This window comes from Micromonospora desertarenae (genome assembly GCF_056150265.1).
In genome coordinates this window covers 240,232-258,839 of sequence record NZ_JAXCFQ010000003.1, presented here as the reverse complement: position 1 = coordinate 258,839, position 18,608 = coordinate 240,232, and the positions used below count along the sequence as shown (strand labels likewise).

The following is an 18,608-nucleotide window of genomic DNA, read 5'->3' as shown; positions in this document are numbered from 1 at the left end:
GCTCCCGGCGGGCGTGCGGACGCGCTGGGGGAGAATGACCCGGTGACCTCCCCCCGAGAACTGGTCCTGCTCGGCTCCACCGGCTCGATCGGTACCCAGGCCATCGACATCGTGCGGCGCAACCCGGACCGGTTCCGGGTGGTCGCGCTCGGCGCGGGCGGCGGCAACGTCGACCTGCTCGCCGCCCAGGCCCTCGAACTGGGCGTCGACGCGGTCGGGGTGGCGAGGGCCTCGGCCGCCCAGGACCTCCAGCTCGCCTTCTACGCCGAGGCGAGCCGCCGGGGCTGGGCCACCGGCGACTTCAAGCTGCCGAAGATCGTCGCCGGGCCGGACGCGATGACCGAGCTGGCGCAGTGGCCGTGCGACGTCGTGCTCAACGGCGTGGTGGGCTCGCTGGGGCTGGCGCCGACGCTGGCCGCGCTGCGCGCCGGGCGTACCCTCGCGCTGGCCAACAAGGAGTCCCTCGTCGCCGGCGGCTCGCTGGTCAAGGCCGCGGTGACCCGGCCGGAGCAGATCGTCCCGGTGGACTCGGAGCACTCGGCGCTGGCCCAGTGCCTGCGCGGCGGCAGCCGGGGCGAGGTGCGGCGGTTGATCGTGACCGCCAGCGGCGGCCCGTTCCGCGGTAAGCGGCGCGACGAGCTGACCCGGGTCACCCCGGAGCAGGCGCTGGCCCACCCGACCTGGAACATGGGGCCGGTCGTCACGATCAACTCCGCGACCATGGTGAACAAGGCGCTGGAGGTGATCGAGGCGCACGAGCTGTTCGACGTGCCGTACGCCGACATCACCGTGATGGTGCACCCGCAGTCGGTGATCCACTCGATGGTCGAGTTCACCGACGGCTCCACCCTCGCCCAGGCCAGCCCGCCGGACATGCGGCTGCCGATCGCGCTGGGCATCGGCTGGCCCGACCGGGTGCCCGACGCCGCCGCCGCGGTGGACTGGACCACGGCGCACACCTGGGAGTTCGCGCCGCTGGACGACGAGGCGTTCCCGGCGGTCGCGCTGGCCAAGGCGGCCGGCGAGGCCGGTCGGTGCCGCCCGGCCGTCTACAACGCGGCGAACGAGGAGTGCGTGGCCGCCTTCGTGGCCGGCCGGCTGCCGTTCCTGGGCATCGTCGACACCCTCGAGCGGGTCCTCGACGAGGCTCCCGATTTCGGCGAACCAGGTACCGTCGAGGACGTGCTCGCGGCGGAGTCGTGGGCGCGCGCGCACGCGCAGGAGATCATCGAGGGATCGGTGGAAGGAGCTTGATGGCGTACCTGCTCGGGGTGGTGCTCTTCGCCCTCGCCATCCTCATCTCGGTGAGCCTGCACGAGGCGGGCCACATGCTCACCGCCAAGGCGTTCGGCATGAAGGTCACCCGCTACTTCGTCGGCTTCGGCCCGACCCTCTGGTCGTTCCGCCGGGGCGAGACGGAGTACGGCGTCAAGGGCATCCCGCTCGGTGGCTTCTGCAAGATCGTCGGAATGACGCCGCAGGACGACGACGTCGACCCGGCGGACGAGCCGCGGGCCATGTGGCGCTTCCCGGTCTGGAAGCGGACGATCGTGATGTCCGCCGGCTCGATCACCCACTTCGCCCTGGCGCTGGTCGCGCTCTGGGTGATCGCGGTCACCGCCGGCCTGCCCAACCCCGACTTCCCGAGCACCGACGCGGAGATCCGCAAGGAGCCGGCGGTCGTCCAGCTCGCCCCGTGCGTGGTGCCGGACGTCACCGCCCGCGAGTGCACGCCGGACAGCCCGGCCAGCCCGGCCGCCCAGGCCCAGCTGCGCGACGGCGACCGGATCACCGCCATCAACGGCGCCCCGGTGGCCACCTGGGGCGACATGCTCGACCGGGTACGCACCCTCAAGCCGGGGGAGACGGCGAAGATCGCCTACGTCCGGGACGGCCAGCCGGGCGAGTCCGAGGCGGTGCTCGCGAAGACCCGGCGGCCGCCGCTGGACAACCCCAACGGCCCGGTCGGGGACGTCGCGGCGCTCGGCGTCGAGCTCATCCCCACCACCCCGACCCGCCTGACGTACGGGCCGGTCGCCGCGTTCGGCGCGACCGCCGACTTCACCGGCGACATGGCTGTCAACACGGTGCAGGCCCTGCAGCGGATCCCGCAGAAGATCCCGGCCCTGTGGACCGCGATCACCGGCGGCGAGCGGGACGTGGACACCCCGATCAGCGTGGTCGGCGCCAGCCGGCTCGGCGGCGAGGCCGTGGAGAACAACGCCTGGCTGCTGTTCTTCATGCTGTTCGTGTCGCTGAACTTCTTCATCGGCGTGTTCAACCTGCTGCCGCTGCTGCCGCTGGACGGTGGGCACATCGCCATCGCCTGGTTCGAGCGGGCCCGCTCCTGGGTGTACGCCCGCATCGGCCGCCCGGACCCGGGTCGGGTCGACTACCTCAAGCTCATGCCCTTCACGTACGCGGTGATCCTGATCGGTGGCGCGTTCACGCTGCTGACCATCACGGCGGACGTCGTCAACCCGATCACGCTCTTCTCAAGGTGAGTGCCTGAAGTGACCGCTGTCAGTCTCGGTATCCCCGCCGTACCGCCCCCGCCGCTCGCGCCGCGCCGGGCCAGCCGGCAGATCATGGTCGGCTCGGTGCCGGTCGGCGGCGGCGCGCCGGTCTCCGTGCAGTCGATGACCACCACCCTCACCGCCGACGTCAACGCCACGCTCCAGCAGATCGCCGAGCTGACCGCGTCCGGCTGCCAGATCGTCCGGGTCGCCGTGCCCAGCCAGGACGACGTCGAGGCGCTGCCGGCGATCGCGAAGAAGTCGCAGATCCCGGTCATCGCCGACATCCACTTCCAGCCGAAGTACGTCTTCGCCGCGATCGACGCCGGCTGCGCCGCGGTGCGGGTCAACCCGGGCAACATCCGGCAGTTCGACGACAAGGTCAAGGAGATCGCCAAGGCGGCGGGCGACGCCGGGGTGCCGATCCGGATCGGCGTGAACGCCGGCTCGCTGGACAAGCGGCTGCTCGCCAAGTACGGCAAGGCCACCGCCGAGGCGCTGGTCGAGTCGGCGCTCTGGGAGTGCTCGCTCTTCGAGGAGCACGGCTTCCGGGACATCAAGATCTCGGTGAAGCACAACGACCCGGTGGTGATGATCCGGGCGTACCGGCTGCTCGCCGAGAAGTGCGACTACCCGCTGCACCTGGGCGTCACCGAGGCCGGCCCGGCCTTCCAGGGCACCATCAAGTCGGCGGTCGCCTTCGGCGCGCTGCTGGCCGAGGGGATCGGCGACACCATCCGGGTCTCGCTGTCCGCCCCGCCGGTGGAGGAGATCAAGGTCGGCACGGCGATCCTGGAGTCGCTCGGACTGCGCGAGCGGGGCCTGGAGATCGTCTCCTGCCCGTCCTGCGGGCGGGCCCAGGTGGACGTCTACAAGCTCGCCGAGGAGGTCACCGCCGGCCTGGAGGGGCTGCCGGTGCCGCTGCGGGTGGCCGTGATGGGCTGCGTGGTGAACGGCCCCGGTGAGGCCCGTGAGGCCGACCTGGGCGTCGCCTCCGGCAACGGCAAGGGCCAGATCTTCGTCAAGGGCAAGGTGGTCAAGACCGTGCCCGAGGCGCAGATCGTGGAGACGCTGATCTCCGAGGCGCTGCGCATCGCCGACGAGATGGGCGCCGAGCTGCCCGAGGAGCTGCGCGGCATGCTCCCCGGCCCCACCGTCACCGTCCACTGACCCTCGGCGCCGGACCGGCCGGCGCGCACGCACGAACACGGAAAGAGTGGCCATCCCCCGTGGAATGGCCACTCTTTCCCGGTATGAGCGGACGGGTCGGGGGCGCGGCCCGGGCCGCCCGGTTCACTCGGATTCGGCGAGGATGGCGTACAGCTTGCGGCGGGTCTCGTCGAGCACCTGCGCGGCCCGCTCCCGCTGGTCGTCGGTGCCGGTCATCATCACCTGGCGCAGCGCGTTCATCGCCTGCGCGCCGGCGTCCCGGATGTCGTGCCAGCTGTTGACCGTGTCCTGGGCGAACTCCGCCCAGGGCGGGGTCTGCGCCGCCTCGGTGGCCTCCGCGCGGCCGGCCTCGGTCAGCGCGAACCGCTTGCGCCCGCCGCCGGCCTCATCGGTGCTCGCCGCGATCAGCCCCTCGTCCTCCAGCAGTTGCAGGGTCGGGTAGACCGAACCCGGGCTCGGCCGCCAGGCGCCCCCGGTGCGGGAGTCGATCTCCTGGATCATCTCGTAGCCGTGCATCGGCCGCTCCACGAGCAGGGCCAGCACGGCGTGCCGGACGTTTGGCCGGCGTCCCCGGCCCCGGCCGCGGCCACCCCAGCCGCCGCCCCAGCCGCCGTGCCCGCCCCGGCCACCGTGGCCGCCGTGGCCGCCCGGTCCGTGCGGGCCGGGCGGGAAGCCGAAGCCCCGCATCCGGGCCTCGTGCAGCTCGTGCAGTCTGCGATGGAACCCCATGGTCCCCACCTTCCTTCGTACTGTCGCTGATGCATCGACGATATATCGGCAATGTGTCGGCGACAAGGAACCGCGAAATTCCGATTTACAAACCGTACGTACGTCTTGCTAGGCTGCTCGACGTGCGACTGCTCCCTGAACCGGGCCCGGCCCGGACCCTCACCCTCGGCACCCTGGTCCGGACCGTCGGCCGCGGCCTCTGGCTGGCGGCCAGCGCGCTCTTCCTCACCCGCTCGGCCGGGCTCACCGCCACCGAGGTCGGGCTCGGCCTGACCGTCTCGGCACTGGTCGGCCTGCTGGCCAGCGCCCCGACCGGCTACCTCGCCGACCGGCTCGGCCCGCGCGGCACCCAGATCGCCGCCCAGGTGGCCGGGGGCGTGCTGACCGCCGGCCTGCTGACCGTCCGGTCGTTCCCGGCGTTCCTCGTCATCGGCGCCGCCACCGCGCTGGCCGACGCGGCCGACCGGGGCGCCCGGGGCGCGCTGATCGCCGGCTCCGTCCCCGCCGACCAGCGGGTCCGCACCCGCGCCTACCTGCGCGCCACCACCAACGTCGGGATCTCGGTCGGCGCGGTGCTGGCCGGGTTCGCCATCGCCCTGGACACCCGCGCCGGCTACGTGGCGCTGATCCTCACCGCCGCGGTGACCTACCTGGCCGCCGCCGCGGTCTTCACCCGGTTGCCGGCGGTCGCTCCGGCCCCCGTCCCGGCGCACGGCCCGCGGCTGATCGCCCTGCGGGACCGCCCCTTCCTCGCGTTCACCGTCCTCGACGGGCTGATGTCGATGCACTTCAGCCTGCTCAACATCGCCCTCCCGCTCTGGATCGCCGGGCACACCCGGGCGCCGGCCTGGGTGATCTCCGCGTTGCTGCTGGTCAACACCGGAATGGTGGTGCTGTTCCAGGTACGCGCCGCGCGCGGCACCGAGAGCCTGACCGGGGCCGGCCGCGCGGCCCGGCGCGCGGGGGTGGCCATCGCCGTCGCCTGCGCGCTCTTCGCCGCCGCGGGAGACCTGCCGACCGGCGTGGCGATCGCGCTGCTGGTCGGCGGCGCGCTGGCGCACGTGATCGGCGAGCTGTGGCATTCCGCCGCCGGCTGGGGCATCTCGTTCGGGCTGGCGCCCGAGCACGCCCACGGGCAGTACCAGGGCGCCTACAGCATGGGCTTCGAGCTGGGCCGGATGCTGGCGCCGGCGGTGGTGACCACGTTGGCGATCGGTTGGGGCGTACCGGGGTGGTTGCTGCTCGGAGGGCTGTTCCTGCTGCTCGGGGCGCTGGTGCCGGTGGTCGTCCGGTGGGCCGCCCGGACCCGGGTCACCGGGCCGGCGGTCGACCCGGTCGCGGTGGGGTAGCCGGGCTCGTCACTCGACCCGCGAACCGGGGGTCGGACATGGCAGGCTGGTAGGCGTGCTGACGGTGCCGGTACGGCAACTGGGGGAATCGGAGCGCCGCGCGGTCGAGCGGCTGCTCGACCTGGACCCGTTCGCGGGCGCGCAGGTCGCCGAGCGGGTCGCCGCGCGCGGCCTGGCCTGGTGGCGCGCCGAGGGCCGGGTGCTGGGCTACGGCACCCGCCGCCACCTGGAGTCGGTCTGCTGGCTGGGCGGCAACCTCACCCCGGTGCTGGCCAGCGAGCCGGCGGTGGCCGCCTACGCCGATCTGCTCGCCGGCGAGGAGCGGCTCTGCTCGTCGATCGTGGGCCGGGCCGACGCCGTGCTCGGGCTCTGGGACCGCCTCGCCTCGGCCTGGGGGCCCGCCCGGGACGTACGCCCCAACCAGCCGTTGCTGGCCACCGACGCGCTGCCGGCGGTGCCCGCCGACCCGGAGGTGCGCCAGGTGCGCAGCGGGGAGATCGACCGCCTCTTCCCGGCGGCGGTGGCGATGTACACCGAGGAGGTCGGCGTCTCGCCGCTCGCCGACGACGGTGGGCGCAGCTACCGGCGGCGGGTGGCCGACCTGGTCCGGGCCGGCCGGGCGTACGCCCGCTTCGTCGACGGCCAGGTGGTCTTCAAGGCGGAGTTGGCGGTGGTCACCCGGCGTACCGCCCAGGTGCAGGGGGTCTGGGTGGCCCCGGAGTGGCGGGGCCGGGGGATCGCCACCGCGGCGATGGCCGCCGTGGTCCGCGACGCGCTGCTGCGCGCGGCCCCCACGGTCAGCCTCTACGTCAACGACTTCAACCTGCCCGCCCGCCGGGTGTACGACCGGTGCGGCTTCCGGCCGGTCGGCACCCTGGCCACCGTGCTCTTCTGACCCGCCTTCCGCCCGTGGCATCGGGCGGGGCTATGCTGGCCATGTTTTTGTACTGACTGGTCAGTTCAAAGGAGTGTGCCGGGTCGATGGTGGTCGTCGAGGCGAGCGGGCTCGGGCTGCGGACCCGCCGGGGCTGGGTGTTCCGGGACGTCGACCTGACCGCCGCGGCCGGGGAACTGCACGCGGTGACCGGGCCGCCCGGCAGCGGGCGTACCTCGCTGCTGCTCGCCCTGGCCGGGCGCTTCCCGACCAGCGAGGGCCGGCTGCGCCGGCACGGTCCGGCGGCGCTCGGGCAGGTCGCCGGGGTGCACGAGCCCGACCCGGCGCTGACCGTCGCCGAGCACGTCCGGGAACGGCTGCTGCTGCTCGGCCCGGCGCCCGGTCGGCGACGCCGGCTGGCGCCGGTGGCGGCGGCACGGGCCCGGCGGGCGTACCGCCGGGAGGCGCTCGCCACCGCGCTCGGGGGAGCCGGGTTCGCCGACGACGCGCCGCTCGACCCGGACATCCGGGGTCGTGACCTCACCCCGGTGCAGCGCCAGGTGCTCGGCCTCGTGCTGGCCACGCTGAGCGGGCCCAGCCTGATCGTCGCCGACGACGTGGACGCCGGCGCGGACGCGCCGGAGCGGGCCTGGCTCTGGTCGGCCCTGGGCCGCCTGGCCGAGCAGGGGTACGCCGTGGTCGCCAGCGCCCGGGCCGTCGAGCCGGACACCCCGGCGATCGTGCACCGGCTCGGCGAGCCGCCCGCCGACCCGCCACCCGCCGGTACGGTGCCCGCCCCGCGCCCCGCCCCGGCCCGCGCGGTCCCGGCCCCCGGCGCCGCCGGCCCCGCCGCCGCGGAGTCCAGCGCTGCCGAGGCGCACGGTGGGGAAGCGGTGGAGCCGGCCGACCCGCCGTCGGAGGTCGAGGCGGCCCGAGCGAGCACCGGGACCGCCGGCGCGGCGGAACCGGCCGCGCCGGCGCGCGAGCCCGACGTCCCCTGCCCGACTGCGGCCCCGCCGGCCGCCGAGCGTGCCGAGGTGACCCGATGAGCGTGCTCCGACTCGCCCGGTTCGAGCTGCGCCGGCTGACCCGGGGCCGGCTGCCCCGCGCGGCGCTCGCCGTGCTCACCGTCATCCCGCTGCTCTACGGCGCGCTCTACCTCTACGCGTTCTGGGACCCGTACGGGAAGCTGGACCGGATCCCGGTGGCGCTGGTCAACGCCGACCGGCCGGCCACCGCGGCCGACGGCAGCCCGGTGCGGGCCGGCCAGGACCTCACCGACGAACTGCTCGACCGGCGGGTCTTCGGGTGGCACGTCACCGACCCCCGGGACGCCGCCGCCGGCCTGCGCAGCGGCCGCTACCACCTGATCTTCTCCATTCCGGCGGACTTCTCCGCCACCCTGGCGGCCGGCCCCGAGCCGGACCGGCCGGCCCGCCGGGGCGAGCTGAAGCTGGTCAACGACGACGCCACCAACTACCTCTCCGGCCTGCTGGCCCGTTCGGCGTTCGGCGAGATCCGGGCCGCCGCCGCCGAGTCCGCCGCGAAGGACTACTTCGCCCGGATGCTGGTCGGCTTCACCGACGCCCGGGCCGAGACGGCCCGGGCGGCCGACGGGGCCGGTCAGCTCGCCGACGGGCTCGGCCGGTCGGAGGCCGGCGCCGGGACGATCGCCGACGGGCTGGGCAGGTCCGGGGCGGGCGCGGACCAGCTCGCCGACGGGCTGGGCGGCGCCGCCGCCGGCGCGCAGACCCTGGCCGGTGGCCTGGACCGGTCGGTACGCGGCGCCGACGAGCTGGCCGCCGGCCTGGGCGAACTGCGCGCCGGCGCCGGGCAGCTCGCCGACGGCACCGCCCGGGCGGCCACCGAGACCCGGGCGGTGGCCGACCGGGTCAACGGCGCGGCCGAGCGGATCGAGCCGGTGCTGCGCGACAACGCCGGTCGGATCGAGCAGGCGGCGACCGCCATCGCCGAGGGCGCGCAGGCGCTCGCCGACGGCCTGGACGCCCTGCCCCGGCGGGCCGAGGACGCGATCACCCGGGCGGAGGAGGTGCGCGACCGGCTGGACGCCCTGGTCGCCGAGCACCCCGAGCTGGCCGACGACCGGAGCGTGGTGGCGGCCCGGGCCGCGGCGACCGCCGCGGTCGAGGCCGCCCGGGCGGTCACCACCACCCTGGACGGCGCCGAGCTGACCGCGCTCCGGGACCGGATGACCGGGGTGGCCGCCACCGCCCGGGAGATCGCCGCCGCCGCGCCGCACCTGGCCGACGACGTGGCCACCGCCCGGGCCAAGGTGAACGAGCTGGCCACCGGGCTGGGCACGCTGGCCCGGGGCAGCGCCGAGCTGCGCGACGGCCTCGGCACGGCGGCCGGCGGCGCCGCCGAGCTGCGCGGCGGGCTGTTCCGGCTCGCCACCGGCGCACGGGAGCTGGACGGTGGACTGACCCGGCTCGGCGACGGCAGCGAACGGCTCGTCGACGGGCTCACCCGGCTGGAGTCCGGGGCCGGTGACCTGGCCGCCGGCCTGACCCGGTTGGGCGGCGGCGCGGGCGACCTGGCCGACGGCCTGACCGCGGGCGCCGACCGGTTGCCCGGGTACGACGACGCCGAGGCGCGCGCCGACGTCCTCGGCGACCCGGTGGCGCTGGAGCGCAGCACCCGCAATCCGGCCGGCGCGTACGGGGTGGGCTTCGCCCCGTACTTCCTCGGCCTGGCGCTCTGGGTCGGCGCGATGATCACGTACCTGCTGCTGCGGCCGCTCAACCGGCGGCACGTGATGTCCGGCGCACCCGCCTGGCGGGTCGCGCTGGCCGGCTGGCTGCCGGCCGCGGCGATCGGGCTGGCCCAGGCCGGGATGCTCTTCGCGGTGGTCACCCTGGCGCTGGGGCTGGACCCGGCCCGCCCGGCCGCCACGTTCGGGCTGCTCGCGCTGGCGTCGCTGGCCTTCACCGCGATCGTGCAGTGGCTGGGCGCGCAGCTCGGCCCGGCCGGCCGGCTGGCCGCGCTGGCCCTGCTGATGCTCCAGCTCACCTCCTCGGGCGGCACCTACCCGGTGCAGACCTCGCCGGGCTTCTTCCAGGTCATCCACCCGTGGCTGCCGATGAGCTACCTGGTGGCCGGGCTGCAGCACACCGTCAACGGCGGACCGGTCGGGCCGGTACTGACCGGCGCCGCCGTGCTGGCCGGCTTCGCGGCCGGCGCGCTGGCGCTCACCGTGGCCGCCGCCCGCCGGTCCCGGCGGCTGACCCCGGCCACCCTGCACCCCGAGCTGACCATGTGAGGATGGGCGGGGCGCGGACGGGAGGGCGAGTGACGGACGGACGGTCGCGGCGGCGGGTCGACACCCGGCAGCGCCTCTTCGAGGCGGCCGTGGAACTCATCGCCGAGCAGGGTTTCTCGGCGACCACCGTGGACGACATCGCGGCCCGTGCCGGGGTGGCCAAGGGCACCGTCTACTACAACTTCGAGTCCAAGACGGTCCTCTTCGAGGAGCTGCTCCGGCACGGCATCGGGCTGCTCACCGCCGAGTTCCGGGCCGCGGTGGCCGGCCTGCCGCCGCGCGAGGCGCTCGCCGCCCTGGTCCGCGCCGAACTCGAGTACATCCGGCGCTACCGGGCCTTCGCCCAACTGCTGCTGTCGGAGATGTGGCGGACCAACCGGGAGTGGCAGCAGACGTTGCGGCTGCTGCGCGGCGAGGCGATCGAGGTGATCGCCGAGACGGTCCGGGCCGGCGTGGCCAGCGGCGACCTGCCGGCCGACCTGGACGTGCGGACCGCGTCGTCGGCACTGTTCGGGGTGGGGCTGGTGGTGGCGGTCGACTGGCTGGTCTTCCAACCGGACCGGCCGATCGAGGACGTGCAGGAGGCGCTGCTCGGCATCGTCCGCCGGGTCGCGCAGACCTGATCGGTTCGGCCCCGTGGATCACCCACAGTGGTGACGCCGATTCTCCGCGCCGCGTAATTCCGTTGATCCGCATCCGGCGAGCACGCAGGCTGGAGGTTCCCCCACCGATACCCGGAGGACCTTCCATGCGCCTGCTCCGAGATCTGTGGGCCACCTCGCCGCGCCGGATGGCGGTCGTGACCTGCCTGATCGTGCTCGGCGCGGGCGGCCAGGCGGCCGCGTCGGCGCTGGCCGGGCCGGTGCTGGTGCACCGGTCGGGCGGGTTCTTCACCGCGCTGGCGATCGGCCTGGTCGCCGCCGTGCTCAGCGACCTCGCGGTGAGCCTGCTGATGGCCGGACTGACCGCCGACTGGTCCGCGCACGTGCGGCGCCGGCTGTGCCGGGTGGCGCTCGGCCAGGACCTGCCGACCCTGGAGACCACCCCGGTCGGTGAACTGCTCGACCGGATCGACGGCGACGTTTACCAGGTGGCCGCGTCGGTGCGCAACCACGGCGTACGGATCGCGCAGGGGCTGGCCGTGGGGCTGCTCTCGGCGGCCGTCGCGCTCACCGTCTGGTGGCCGGTCGGCGTCGGCATGCTGCTGCTCACCGCCGTGCTGGGGGCCGCGCTGCGCCGCCCGACCGCCCGGATCGCCCCGGCCCGGATGGCCGAGGAGGAGGCGTGGTCCGACCTGGCCGCGGTGATGGAGGAGGCGATCCACGGCCAGGACGACGTCCGCACCAGCCTGGCCCGGCCGTACGTGCTGCGCCTGTACGCCCGGCGGGCGGCCGAGGTGCTGTCCCGGGGGGTCCGGGTGTGGCGGATGTCGGCCAAGGTCACCACGATCGCCGCCGGGGTGACCCGGGGTGGGATCGCCGCGGTGGTGCTCGGCGGGGCGTGGGCGCTGGCCACCGGCCGGGTGGACGCCGCCCGGCTGACCGCGGTGTGGCTGCTCGCGCTCGGCTTCGGGCTGACCGTCGAGCACGTCGCGCGGATGGTGCCGGAGCTGCAGTACGCGCTCGGCGCGTGGGCCCGGGTCCAGTTGCTGGAGGGCGCCCGGCAGGAGCCCACCGGCGGGGCGGCCCCGACCGAGGGTGACCTGACCATCCGCGACCTCACCTTCCGCTACCCGAGCACCGACCCGGACGGCGAGCGCGGTCCGGCGCTGCGCGGCGTCGACCTGACCTTCGTCCGGGGCCGCTCGTACGCCCTGGTGGGGCGGACCGGGTCCGGGAAGTCGACGCTGGCCAAGGTGCTCACCCGGGCGGTCGAGCTGCCCCGGGGCACGGTCTTCCTGGCCGGCCGCGACCTGCTCGACCTCGACCTCGAACAACTGCGCCGGTGGATCGCCGTGGTGCCGCAGCGCACCGAGATCCTCGCCGGCACGCTCGCCGAGAACGTCGCGCTCTTCGACCCGGACCTGCTCGACGACGCCGCCCGGGCGTTGCGCGAACTGGGCCTGGCCGGCTGGATCGCCGAGCTGCCCGACGGGCTGGACACCCGGCTCGGCGAGGGCGGGCACGTGCTGTCGGCCGGGCAGGAGCAGCTGGTGGCGTTCGCCCGGATCCTGGTGCGCGACCCGCACGTGGTGATCCTGGACGAGGCCACCGCCCGGCTCGATCCGGTCACCGAGGCGCGGGTGCAGCGGGCCACCGAGCGGCTGCTGCGCGACCGGATCGGCATCGTCATCGCCCACCGCCTCTCCTCGGTGCGCCGCTGCGACGAGGTGGTGGTGATGGCCGACGGCGCGGTGGTCGAGGCCGGCCCGCTGCGCGAGTCGGAGCGCTTCGCCGAGCTGCTGGCGACCAGCCACAGCGCCGCGTACGCCCAGGTCGGGTCGGCGGTGCGGGCCGGCGGCGGCACCGACCTGCTGACCGGGCCGGAGCCGCCGGACGGCTGGCCGCCGACCGAGCTGGACCGGCCGGCGCCGGCCGGGCCGGACCGGGCGCCGGAACCGGCCGCGGCGGCCCCGCCCAAGGCCGAACCGCCGCCGCTGCCGCCACCGGCGCCCGCCCGGACCCTGCGGGAGATCTTCCGGCTCTGCCGCAACGACGCCCGCTACGGCCTGCTGGCGGTCGCCCTCTTCGTCGCGATCATGGTGCTCGGCCTGGACGGCGCGGTGCTGCCCTGGCTCTGGGCCGACCTGGTCGACGGCCTGGGCGACCCCTACCTGCCGGCGCTCGGGATCGTCGTCGCGCTGCTGGCCACCATGCCGATGCACTACGCCACCAACCTCTGGTTCCCGCACTGGTGGGTACGGCAGATGCTGCGGATCAGCCTGCGCCTGGTGCACGGGCAGACCGGGCCGCGCCGGGTCAGCGGGCACACCCCGGCCGAGGTGGTGGCCCAGGGCGGCGACACCGAGCGGGTGGTGCAGCTCGCCGACAACCTGCTGGACCAGTTCATCTCGCTGGTGCTGGTGGTGGCGATGACAGTGGTCACCGGCAGCGTCGTACCGGCGCTGTTCTTCCTCGGCACGATGGTGGTCTCCGGGCTGGCCGCCACGCTGTTCGGGCCGCGGCTGGAGCGTTCCGCCCGGGCCACCGTGGCGGCCCGGGCGGCGTTCGCCACCGCGCTGGTCTCCACGCTGTCGGCGGCCCGCACGGTGAAGCTGGCCGGGTCGACCCGGCCGGTGCTCACCCACCTGGCCGGCCTGGACGTGGTGCGCAGCGACCGGCAGCGCCGGGAGATCTCGGTGCAGGTCTGGGCCCGGTCCACCCCGGCACTGGTCAGCGGGCTGCTGCCGATCGGCGCCTGGGCGCTCTTCCTGGCCGGTGGGCTCTCCGCCGGGGCGACGCTGGTGGCGGTCGCCACGCTCGGCGCCGCCCGCTGGTTCGCCTGGACCACCGCCTCACTGGTCTCCCAGTACCCGTCGGCGCGGGTGTGGACCCGGCGGACCGTGGCGATGACCGGGGTGGCGGCGTACTCGGCCGAGGTGCCGGGGGTGGACCTGGGCGCGGGCACGGCCCCGGCCCCGCCGGTGCCGCCCCGGCACCCGCTGCGCCGGCTGGAGCTGACCGGCTTCGGGGCACGGCACGAGGACGGCACGGTGGCCGTCCGGGACGTGGACCTGACCGTCGAGCGCGGGCAGCTGGTGCTGGTCGTCGGCCCGGTCGGCGCGGGCAAGTCGTCGCTGCTGCGGGCGCTGGCCGGGATCGTGCACCACACCGGGCGGCTGACCTGGAACGGTGAGCCGGTCACCGAGCCGGAGCTGTTCCTGCGTCCCAACCAGGTCGGCTACGTGGGCCAGCTGCCCCGGGTGCTCTCCGGCACGGTGGCCGACAACATCACCCTGGGCCACCCGGTGGACGCCGCGGCGGCCGTGACGACCGCCCAGCTGGAGCACGACCTGGCCGCCGCCGGCGGCGGGCTGGGGCTGCTCATCGGGCACAAGGGGACCCGGCTCTCCGGTGGGCAGTTGCAGCGGTTGGCGCTGGCCCGCGCGCTGGCGCCGCGTACCGAGCTGCTGGTGGCCGACGACGTCTCCTCGGCGCTGGACGTCACCACCGAGCTGGCGCTCTGGCGGGCGCTGCGCGAGCACGGGGTCACCGTGATCGGCTCGACCTCCAAGCGGGCGGCCCTGGTCCGCGCCGACCACGTGGTGGTCCTCCAGTCCGGCACGGTCGCCGCCCAGGGCCCCTGGCGCGACCTAGAACCCCACTGGTCCCACCTAGCCGGCTGACCCCCCGCCCTCGCCGCGTTGATCATGAGGTTGGCGGCGGAGGATCGGACATCACGCCCCGCTAACCTCATGATCAACGCGGCGAGGGGGTGGGGGGTCAGGTGGCGCGGAGGTATTGGGGGGCCAGGTGGGGGTGGCGCCGAGTTTGGCGGCGGCGCGGTGCGGCCAGTACGGGTCGCGCAGCAGCTCGCGGCCGAGCAGCACCAGGTCGGCCGCGCCGGTGGCGACGATCTGCTCGGCCTGCTCCGGCTCGACGATCAGCCCGACCGCGCCGGTGGCGACGCCGGCCTCCCGGCGTACCCGGGCGGCCAGCGGCACCTGGTAGCCGGGCCCGACCGGGATGCTGGCGCCGGCGGCGGCCCCGCCGGACGAGCAGTCCACCAGGTCCACGCCCGCCCCGGCCAGCTCGCCGGCGAGCACCACGCTGTCCTCGACGGTCCAGCCCTGCGGCACCCAGTCGGTGGCCGAGATGCGGGCCAGCACCGGCACGTCCTCGCCGACCGCGGCGCGGACCGCGCGGGCCACCTCCAGGGTGAGCCGCATCCGGCCGGCCCGGTCGCCGCCGTATCCGTCGCGGCGGTGGTTGGTCAGCGGGGAGAGGAACTCGTGCAGCAGGTAGCCGTGCGCCGCGTGGATCTCCACCGCGGCGAACCCGGCGGCCACCGCCCGCCCGGCCGCGATGGCGAACGCCTCGACCACGCGGGCGATCCCGGCCGCGTCCAGCGCGGTGGGCACCCGGTAGTCCGGCTGGAACGGTTCGGCGCCCGGGCCGACCGGGGTCCAGCCGCCGTCGGCGTCCGGCACCCCGCCCCGCCGTGTCGCCCACGGCCGGTACGTCGACGCCTTGAACCCGGCGTGCGCGAGCTGCACCGCCGGCACCGCGCCGTGCGCGGCGAGGAAGGCGGTCACCGGCCGCCAGGCGTCGACGTGCGCACCGGACCAGAGGCCGGTGTCCTGCGGGCTGATCCGCCCCTCCGGCAGCACCGCCGTCGCCTCGGTCAGCACCAGCCCGACGCCGCCGGCCGCCCGGGCGCCCAGGTGCACCAGGTGCCAGTCGGTGGGCAGGCCGTCCGGCCCGGCGGAGTACTGGCACATGGGCGCCAGCGCGACCCGGTTGGGCAGCGTCACCGCGCGCAGCGCCAGCGGTGTGAAGAGGGAACTCATGGACGACATCCTCCGGGTACGGCGGCGCGGACCCCCGGGCCGGGGGTCCGCGCCGGATCCGCTCAGGCCGGGACGGGGCTCGGCCGGTCGGTACGGGTGGGCCGGTCCTCCACCGCGACCGGCTCGACCGGCGAGCGCCGGCCGGCCGAGTCGTACGCGGCCCGGTCCAGGGTGCCCTCCCGGGCCGCGACGATGGTCGGCACCAGCGCCTGCCCGGCCACGTTGGTGGCGGTGCGGATCATGTCCAGGATCGGGTCGATGGCCAGCAGCAGGCCGGCGCCGGCCAGCGGCAGGCCCAGCGTGCTCAGGGTCAGGGTGAGCATGACGATCGCCCCGGTCAGGCCGGCCGTGGCGGCCGAGCCGACCACCGAGACGAAGGCGATCAGCAGGTAGTCGGTGACGCCGAGGTCCACCCCGAAGACCTGGGCGACGAAGATCGCCGCCAGCGCCGGGTAGATCGCCGCGCAGCCGTCCATCTTCGTGGTGGCGCCGAACGGCACAGCGAACGAGGCGTACTCGCGGGGCACGCCGAGCCGCTCGACGGAGCGCTGGGTCACCGGCATGGTGCCCACCGAGGAGCGGGACACGAAGGCCAGCTCGATGGCCGGCCAGGCGCCGGCGAAGAAGCGCAGCGGGTTGAGCCGGCCGGCCGCCGCCAGCAGCAGCGGGTAGACCACGAACAGCACGATCGCGCAGCCGACGTAGACGGCGGTGGTGAACCGGGCCAGCGGGGCCACCAGGTCCCAGCCGTACGCGGCGACGGCGTTGCCGATCAGGCCGAGGGTGCCGATCGGGGCGAGCCGGATCACCCACCAGAGCGCCTTCTGGACGATCTCCAGCAGCGAGCGGTTGAGCGCCACGAACGGCTCGGCGGCCTCGCCGACCAGCAGCGCGGCGGCGCCGACGACCAGCGCCAGGAAGACGATCTGGAGCACGTTGCCCTCGACGAACGCGCCGACCGGGTTGGTCGGCACGATGCCGGTGAGGAAGTCGGTCCAGGAGCCGGTCTTCTGCGGCGCGGCGGCGCCGGCGAGGTCCAGGGTCACGCCCCGGCCCGGGTCGGTGAGCAGGCCGAGGCCGATGCCGACGCCCACCGCGACCAGCGCGGTGAGGCCGAACCAGAGCAGCGTCTTCAGCGCCAGCCGGGCGGCGTTGGCCACGCCGCGCAGGCTGACCACGCTGACCACGATCGCGGTGAAGACCAGCGGCGGCACGGCCAGCTTCAGCAACTGGACGAAGAGGCCGCCGACGGTGTCGAGGGTGCTGGCCAGCCAGCTCAGGTCGTTGGCGCGGGCGAGGAAGCCGAGCGCCACGCCGAGTACGAGGCCGAGCAGGATCTGCACGGAAAAGGGGATCTTGCGCAGGGCGGAAGGCATACTGATGCGTCCAAGGGTCTGGGGTCGGTCAGGGCAGCGTCAGGAGAGCGGCTGCGCCGGACAGATGCCGCTGGCCTGCCGTCGGAGGTCGACGTACAGGCGCACGGTCAGGTGCCAGACGTTGGTCATCGCCCGCCGAGGCTACTCCGCGCCGCTCCCGAGGAGGAAGGAGCGGCGAGCGTGACGGTCCTTACACGCCCGTTCGGGACCGGTTGCTCCGTCCGTCCCGATCGGCGGTCAGCCCGAGCGTGGTCGCGGTGACCAGGCCCCAGGCGGCCGCCACCGCGAGCAGCAGCCGCTCCAGGGCGCCGACCAGACCGCCCCGCCCGACCAGCAGGATGGCCAGCCCGATCGCGGCGGCCAGCGGCACCGCGAGCGCCGCGCCCAGGCGGGCCACCCGGCGCAGCGCCGCGGGCGCCCCGGGGGTGGCCAGCAGCGCCAGCATCGCGAGCACCACGGCGGCGGTCGCGGCGATGCTCGCCCCGCCGTGCACCAGGTCCGCCACGGTGGCCCGCTCGAACGGCGGCAGCGGGCAGCCGGCGCTGCACGTCACCGCGCCGGAGACCACCGTGCCGGCCCCGGCCGCGGCGAGCAGTCCGGCCGTCACGCGCAGCGCCGGCGGCAGCGCCGCGGCCAGCAGGAAAAGCCCCGCCGCCAGGGCGAACACCCCGATGCGGTACGTCCGGGCGAACCCGGTGCCGGCGATGCCGGCCTCGCTGACGTACCCGGTCAGGCCGGGACCCGGACCGGCGACCACGGCGACCGTCACCGCTACCGCCCCGGCCAGGGTGCAGCCGGCGGCGGCCGACGCGGCGGCCCGGGACGCGGGCCCGGCGCGCCACACCGGTTCAGCCACGCCCGTGCGGGGTGGTCCAGCCGGACAGGTCCGGGCCGAGCGGCACGATCCGGGTCGGGTTGATCATGTCGTGGGTGGCGTAGTAGTGCCGCTTGATGTGGTCGAAGTCGACAGTCTCGCCGAAGCCCGGCGTCTGGAACAGGTCCCGGGCGTACGCCCAGAGCACCGGCAGCTCGGTCAGCTTGTGCCGGTTGCACTTGAAGTGGCCGTGGTACGCCACGTCGAAGCGGACCAGCGTGGTGAACAGCCGAACGTCCGCCTCGGTGATCGCGTCGCCCATCAGGTAGCGGCGCCCGGCGAGCCGCTCGGACAGCGCGTCGAGCCGGGCGAACAGGGTCCGGAACGCCTCGTCGTAGGTCTGCTGGGAGGTCGCGAAGCCGCACCGGTAGACGCCGTTGTTGACGTCCCGGTGGATCTCCGCCATCAACGCGTCCAGCTCGGGGCGCAGCGCCACCGGGTAGAGGTCCGGCGCGTCCGGGGCGTGGAAGCGCCGCCACTCGGTGGACAGATCCAGGGTGAGCTGCGGATAGTCGTTGGTGACCACCCGCCCGGTGAGCGTGTCGACCAGCGCCGGCACGGTCACCCGCCCGGCGTAGTCCGGGTCGGTCGCCAGGTACGCCTCGGAGAGGAAGCCGATGCCGAGCACCGGGTCGAACCCGTCCTGGTCGAGGCTGAACCGCCAGCCCCGTTCGTCCCGGACCGGGTCGACGGTGCCCAGCGAGATGACGTCCGCCAGGCCGAGCAGGCCGCGGACGATCCGGGCCCGGTGCGCCCAGGGGCAGGCCCGGCACCAGATCAGCCGGTAGCGGCCCGCCTCCAGCGGCCAGCGCCCCTGCTCGTCCGGCCCGCCGCCGGGCGGGGACGTCGAGTGCGGGGTGACCCGGTCGGTGAACCGGTTGGGCTGCCGGACGAACTCGCCGGCTCCGCTGGTCTCCGCGCTGAACTGGGCCCGGGTCATGCCGTCAACCTATCGGCCCCGGGCGCGGATATCCTGGCGGCCGGGCGTCCC

Annotated in this window: 14 protein-coding genes; 9 read left to right on the top strand and 5 right to left on the bottom strand. The window is 75.3% G+C overall.

Going from position 1 to position 18,608, the window contains the following annotated elements; all coding sequences use genetic code 11:
* Positions 1-42 precede the first annotated feature (42 nt).
* The 3 genes from dxr to ispG are packed head-to-tail and all read left to right on the top strand — an operon-like array spanning position 43 to position 3,686.
* Entirely contained in the window at positions 43-1,254 is a 1,212-nt protein-coding gene (gene dxr / locus SM577_RS07105; protein ID WP_474580365.1) for a 1-deoxy-D-xylulose-5-phosphate reductoisomerase, read from the top strand.
* The gene (locus SM577_RS07100; protein ID WP_474580364.1) at positions 1,254-2,504 is read left to right on the top strand and encodes a M50 family metallopeptidase; all 1,251 of its coding nucleotides are present in this window, start codon (positions 1,254-1,256) and stop codon (positions 2,502-2,504) included. Before dxr ends, SM577_RS07100 begins: the two co-directional genes overlap by 1 nt.
* A 9-nt stretch (positions 2,505-2,513) precedes the next feature.
* Positions 2,514-3,686, top strand: a complete 1,173-nt coding sequence (gene ispG / locus SM577_RS07095) for a flavodoxin-dependent (E)-4-hydroxy-3-methylbut-2-enyl-diphosphate synthase (protein ID WP_302917708.1) — start codon at positions 2,514-2,516, stop codon at positions 3,684-3,686.
* A gap of 123 nt (positions 3,687-3,809) precedes the next feature.
* Here ispG and SM577_RS07090 read toward each other — a convergent pair whose 3' ends face one another.
* Complete coding sequence (locus SM577_RS07090; RefSeq protein WP_474586520.1) at positions 3,810-4,415, bottom strand: PadR family transcriptional regulator; 606 nt, start codon at positions 4,413-4,415, stop codon at positions 3,810-3,812.
* 122 nt (positions 4,416-4,537) lie between these two features.
* On the opposite strand from SM577_RS07090, the gene SM577_RS07085 reads away from it, so the two are divergent.
* The 6 genes from SM577_RS07085 to SM577_RS07060 all read left to right on the top strand — a co-directional run bounded on the left by SM577_RS07085 (position 4,538) and on the right by SM577_RS07060 (position 14,203).
* On the top strand, positions 4,538-5,764 hold the full coding sequence (locus SM577_RS07085) for an MFS transporter (protein ID WP_474586519.1): 1,227 nt from the start codon (positions 4,538-4,540) through the stop codon (positions 5,762-5,764).
* A gap of 55 nt (positions 5,765-5,819) precedes the next feature.
* Positions 5,820-6,659 carry a GNAT family N-acetyltransferase gene (locus tag SM577_RS07080; protein ID WP_302917705.1) on the top strand — a complete coding sequence of 280 codons (840 nt, stop codon included), beginning with the start codon at positions 5,820-5,822 and terminating at the stop codon, positions 6,657-6,659.
* 86 nt (positions 6,660-6,745) lie between these two features.
* Positions 6,746-7,687, top strand: coding sequence for an ATP-binding cassette domain-containing protein (locus SM577_RS07075; RefSeq protein ID WP_474580362.1), 942 nt, complete (start codon positions 6,746-6,748; stop codon positions 7,685-7,687).
* Positions 7,684-9,918 (top strand): YhgE/Pip family protein, encoded by a 2,235-nt coding sequence (locus tag SM577_RS07070; RefSeq protein ID WP_474586518.1) that lies wholly within the window; start codon positions 7,684-7,686, stop codon positions 9,916-9,918. The genes SM577_RS07075 and SM577_RS07070 overlap by 4 nt, the downstream gene beginning before the upstream one ends.
* Positions 9,919-9,947: 29 nt before the next feature.
* The gene (locus tag SM577_RS07065; RefSeq protein ID WP_302917702.1) at positions 9,948-10,541 is read left to right on the top strand and encodes a TetR/AcrR family transcriptional regulator; all 594 of its coding nucleotides are present in this window, start codon (positions 9,948-9,950) and stop codon (positions 10,539-10,541) included.
* Between the two features lie 125 nt (positions 10,542-10,666).
* On the top strand, positions 10,667-14,203 hold the full coding sequence (locus tag SM577_RS07060; protein ID WP_474586517.1) for an ATP-binding cassette domain-containing protein: 3,537 nt from the start codon (positions 10,667-10,669) through the stop codon (positions 14,201-14,203).
* A 51-nt stretch (positions 14,204-14,254) separates the two neighbouring features.
* Here SM577_RS07060 and SM577_RS07055 read toward each other — a convergent pair whose 3' ends face one another.
* From SM577_RS07055 to SM577_RS07040, 4 genes are all read right to left on the bottom strand, one after another.
* Positions 14,255-15,367 (bottom strand): NADH:flavin oxidoreductase/NADH oxidase, encoded by a 1,113-nt coding sequence (locus SM577_RS07055; protein WP_474586516.1) that lies wholly within the window; start codon positions 15,365-15,367, stop codon positions 14,255-14,257.
* Between the two features lie 62 nt (positions 15,368-15,429).
* A complete protein-coding gene (locus tag SM577_RS07050; RefSeq protein WP_474580424.1) occupies positions 15,430-16,731 on the bottom strand; it encodes a dicarboxylate/amino acid:cation symporter in 1,302 nt (433 codons plus the stop codon).
* 202 nt (positions 16,732-16,933) lie between these two features.
* Positions 16,934-17,599 (bottom strand): DUF998 domain-containing protein, encoded by a 666-nt coding sequence (locus tag SM577_RS07045; RefSeq protein ID WP_474586515.1) that lies wholly within the window; start codon positions 17,597-17,599, stop codon positions 16,934-16,936.
* Positions 17,592-18,557, bottom strand: coding sequence for a glutathione S-transferase family protein (locus SM577_RS07040; protein WP_302917698.1), 966 nt, complete (start codon positions 18,555-18,557; stop codon positions 17,592-17,594). The genes SM577_RS07045 and SM577_RS07040 overlap by 8 nt, the downstream gene beginning before the upstream one ends.
* Positions 18,558-18,608 lie beyond the last annotated feature (51 nt).